The sequence below is a fragment of the Streptomyces sp. YIM 98790 genome (assembly GCF_011421595.1).
In the GTDB taxonomy this organism is placed as follows: Bacteria; Actinomycetota; Actinomycetes; order Streptomycetales; family Streptomycetaceae; genus Streptomyces.
In genome coordinates this window covers 1-2,139 of the sequence record NZ_WTLH01000358.1, presented here as the reverse complement: position 1 = coordinate 2,139, position 2,139 = coordinate 1, and the positions used below count along the sequence as shown (strand labels likewise).

Annotated in this window: 3 protein-coding genes; 2 read left to right on the top strand and 1 reads right to left on the bottom strand. The window is 74.4% G+C overall.

What is annotated here, in order from left to right; all coding sequences use genetic code 11:
* Positions 1 to 92 precede the first annotated feature (92 nt).
* Positions 93 to 818, top strand: a complete 726-nt coding sequence (gene rph / locus GQS09_RS27980) for a ribonuclease PH (RefSeq protein ID WP_165990311.1) — start codon at positions 93 to 95, stop codon at positions 816 to 818.
* On the top strand, positions 815 to 1,477 hold the full coding sequence (gene rdgB / locus GQS09_RS27975) for an RdgB/HAM1 family non-canonical purine NTP pyrophosphatase (RefSeq protein WP_165990310.1): 663 nt from the start codon (positions 815 to 817) through the stop codon (positions 1,475 to 1,477). Before rph ends, rdgB begins: the two co-directional genes overlap by 4 nt.
* Here the strand turns inward: rdgB and GQS09_RS27970 are convergent.
* Complete coding sequence (locus GQS09_RS27970; protein WP_165990309.1) at positions 1,462 to 2,127, bottom strand: class F sortase; 666 nt, start codon at positions 2,125 to 2,127, stop codon at positions 1,462 to 1,464. The two genes, rdgB and GQS09_RS27970, sit on opposite strands and share 16 nt — an antisense overlap.
* Positions 2,128 to 2,139: the final 12 nt, after the last annotated feature.

Genomic DNA, 2,139 nt, shown 5'->3' with positions numbered 1-2,139 from the left:
CGGGCCGCCCGCCCGGCGGCCGGCGCGGCGCCGGGTCAACCGGGCCGGATGCGGCGGGGCGGGCCGGGCTGGTGCACCGTTAGGCTCGCCCCATGTCTCGTATCGATGGCCGTACCCCCGACCAGCTTCGCTCCGTCACGATCGAGCGCGGCTGGAGCAAGCACGCCGAAGGCTCCGTCCTCGTCTCCTTCGGCGACACCCGGGTGCTGTGCACCGCCAGCTTCTCCGAAGGTGTCCCGAGGTGGCGGCGCGGCAGCGGCGAGGGGTGGGTCACCGGCGAGTACTCCATGCTGCCGCGCGCCACCCACAGCCGCGGCGAACGCGAATCCGTGCGCGGCCGGATCGGCGGCCGGACGCACGAGATCTCCCGGCTCGTCGGCCGCTCGCTGCGCGCCGTGGTGGACCTCAAGGTACTGGGCGAGAACACCGTCATGCTCGACTGCGACGTCCTCCAGGCCGACGGCGGCACCCGCACCGCTGCCATCACCGGTGCCTACGTGGCGCTCGCCGACGCCATCGCCTGGGCCGGGCGGAGGAAGCTGGTCAAGCACAGCGGCAAGACCCTGACCGGCTCGGTGGCCGCGGTCAGCGTCGGTATCGTGGGCGGTGTGCCGCTGCTCGACCTCTGCTACGAGGAGGACGTGCGCGCCGAGACCGACATGAACGTCGTCTGCACCGGCGACGGCCGGTTCGTCGAGGTGCAGGGCACCGCCGAGGGCCAGCCCTTCGCCCGTGACGAACTTACCGCCCTGCTCGACCTGGCCGTGTCCGGCTGCGAGCAGCTTGCCGTTCTCCAGATGGAGGCCTTGGAGCGATGAGCCCCGTGAAACAGCCCGCCCGACTGGTGCTGGCAACCCGCAACAACCACAAGGTCGGCGAACTCCGCGCCATCCTGGGCCGCGCCGGGCTGGGGGTCGAACTGCTCGGCGCCGACGCCGTCCCCGACGCCCCCGATGTCCGCGAAACCGGTACCTCCTTCGCGGAGAACGCCCTGCTCAAGGCGCACGCCATGGCCCGGGCCAGCGGCCTGCCGGCGATCGCCGACGACTCCGGGCTGTGCGTGGACGTGCTCGGCGGCGCACCGGGGATCTTCTCCGCCCGCTGGGCCGGGCGGCATGGCAACGACCGGGAGAACCTGGAACTGCTGCTCGCGCAGCTGGAGGACATCGAACCGCCGCACCGCGGCGCGCACTTCCTGTGCGCCGCCGCCCTGGCCCTGCCGGACGGCACCGAGCGGGTGGTGGAGGCCCGGCTGCGCGGCACGCTGCGGCGCAAGCCGGTGGGCGGCGGCGGCTTCGGCTACGACCCGATCCTGGAGCCGGAGGGCTACACCCGCACCTGCGCGGAGCTCAGCCCGGAGGAGAAGAACGCCATCAGCCACCGCGGCCAGGCCTTCCGCGCCCTCGTCCCGGTCGTCCGCGAACTGGTCGAGGACCGGCCCGCCGCCGGGGGAGACGGCGCTCAGCCGGTGAGGTAGGCGGAGACGACGACGTTGGCGGAGTAACTGTCCTCGACGGGGTCGAAGCTGCCGCCGCAGGTGATCAGGCGCAGCTCGGCGTGCTCGGTGTCCGGCGAGCCGTACACCAGCCCGGGATCGAAGTCCTGACGCTCCACCACATCCACCCGCTCCACGGTGAACTCCGCGGTGGAGCCGTCCTGCCGGGTGACCGTCACCTCGCTGCCCGGCCGGACCGTGCTCAGGCCGTGGAACACCGCCGGCTCGGTCTCGGTGTCCACATGGCCGACCAGCAGCGCGGTGCCGGCCGCACCGGGCACCGGACCGTCCGCGTACCAGCCCGCCACATCCGGGACCTCGTAGGGCGGCGGGTCCACCGCGCCGGCGGCGTCCAGCCCGCGCGGCACCACCTCGGCGCGTATCCCGGCCGAGGGGATCTCCAGCAGCGCGGGCGGGGAGTCACCGGCCAGCGGCCGGGCGGGCGGCGGCAGCAGCGCGCCCGATTCCAGCCGCACCGCACCGCCCCCGGTCGTGCCGCCGGGCAGCGGCCGGCCCCCGGTCAGGTCACCCGCCCACAGCCAGAGTCCGAGCAGCAGCACGGACCAGGCAAGCACGGGCAGCAGCCGGCCGGGGGCGTCGCGGCCCGGGGCGGGCGGCTCAGCGCGGGGCATCGGGCTTTCCGG

Excerpts from the sequence above, each read along its gene's own strand:
- rph (WP_165990311.1), top strand. The coding sequence starts at position 93 with ATGTCTCGTATCGATGGCCGTACCCCCGACCAGCTTCGCTCCGTCACG.
- rdgB (WP_165990310.1), top strand. The coding sequence starts at position 815 with ATGAGCCCCGTGAAACAGCCCGCCCGACTGGTGCTGGCAACCCGCAAC.
- GQS09_RS27970 (WP_165990309.1), bottom strand. The coding sequence starts at position 2,127 with ATGCCCCGCGCTGAGCCGCCCGCCCCGGGCCGCGACGCCCCCGGCCGG.